The sequence below is a fragment of the Pseudomaricurvus sp. genome, from assembly GCF_965662505.1.
Classification (GTDB): Bacteria; Pseudomonadota; Gammaproteobacteria; order Pseudomonadales; family Cellvibrionaceae; genus Pseudomaricurvus.
The window spans coordinates 1-1,436 of sequence record NZ_CBFIHX010000244.1 but is presented as its reverse complement, the minus strand read 5'-3'; the positions used below and the strand labels follow the sequence as shown (position 1 = coordinate 1,436).

Here is a 1,436-nt window from a genome sequence, read left to right as displayed (position 1 = left end):
AGGCGGGTGCCTCGACGGAGATCACTTTCGAAGACTTCGCTGACTTTGTCAAACCCTACACCTTGGAACGTACCGCGGAAGAAACCGGGGTGTCGGCTGAGCGACTGGAGCGTCTGGCGGCCATCTACGCCGATCCCAACAAGAAAGTCATGTCCCTTTGGACTATGGGGTTCAATCAGCACACCCGGGGCGTGTGGGCAAACAATATGGCCTATAACCTCCATCTACTGACCGGAAAAATATCCGAACCAGGTAACAGCCCATTTTCGTTGACCGGGCAGCCCTCGGCCTGCGGCTCGGCGCGTGAAGTGGGTACCTTTTCCCACCGACTGCCTGCCGATATGGTGGTTGTAAATCCTGAGCACAGAGCAAAAACCGAAAAGATCTGGAAGCTGCCTGAGGGCACGATTCCAGCTAAAAATGGCTTCCATGCGGTGATGCAAAGCCGAAAGTTAAAAGACGGGGCAATCCGGGTCTACTGGACTCAGGCGTGCAATAACATTCAGGCGGGTCCCAATCTGATGCAGGAAACCCTGCCCGGTTGGCGCAATCCAAAATCATTTGTCATCGTGTCGGATGTGTATCCGACCGCCAGTGTACAAGCCGCCGACTTGATATTGCCTGCGGCGATGTGGGTTGAGAAAGAGGGCGCCTTTGGTAACGCTGAGCGTCGTACACAGTTTTGGCACCAGCTGGTGTCGGCACCAGGTGAAGCTCGCTCGGACTTGTGGCAGATGGTGGAATTTTCCAAACGGCTTAATGTGGATGATATCTGGCCAGAGGAGTTGTTGACCAAAGCACCGGAATTTCGCGGTAAGACTTTATATGAGGTGCTTTATAAGAACGGCAATGTGGATAAGTTCCCCTTGTCAGAAACCGCGGAAGGACAGCTGAATGATGAGGCGAAAGCCTTTGGTTTCTATATTCAAAAAGGATTGTTTGAAGAGTATGCGCAATTTGGCCGCGGACACGCCCATGATCTGGCTCCGTTTGATCAATACCACCAGGTGCGGGGGCTACGCTGGCCTGTAGTGGATGGTAAAGAGACCCGTTGGCGTTTTCGCGAAGGTTACGATCCCTATGTGGAAAAGGGCAGTGGCGTACAGTTTTACGGTCACAAGGATAAGAAGGCGGTGATCTTTGCCTTGCCCTATGAGCCTCCGGCCGAATCCCCCGATGAGGAATTCCCGTTTTGGCTCAGTACCGGTCGAGTGCTGGAACACTGGCATACGGGGTCAATGACACAGCGAGTGCCTGAGCTTCATGCTGCTGTACCTTATGCCATGGTGTATATGCACTATGAAGACGCCCGAGATCAGGGGTTCAGGCGCGGCAGCGAAATTAAGATCATAAGCCGGCGTGGAGAAATTCGGGCCCGAGTTGAAACCCGCGGTAGTGTGAAACCGCCAAAGGGGATGGTTTTTGTGCCTTTATTT

The 1,436-nt window shown here is 53.3% G+C and carries 1 protein-coding gene; it reads left to right on the top strand.

All coding sequences use genetic code 11. The annotated features are described in order from the left end of the window. Positions 1-1,436, top strand: a 1,436-nt coding sequence (locus ACTG33_RS17170) for a molybdopterin-dependent oxidoreductase (protein WP_439136497.1), incomplete at both ends; no start/stop codon positions are given.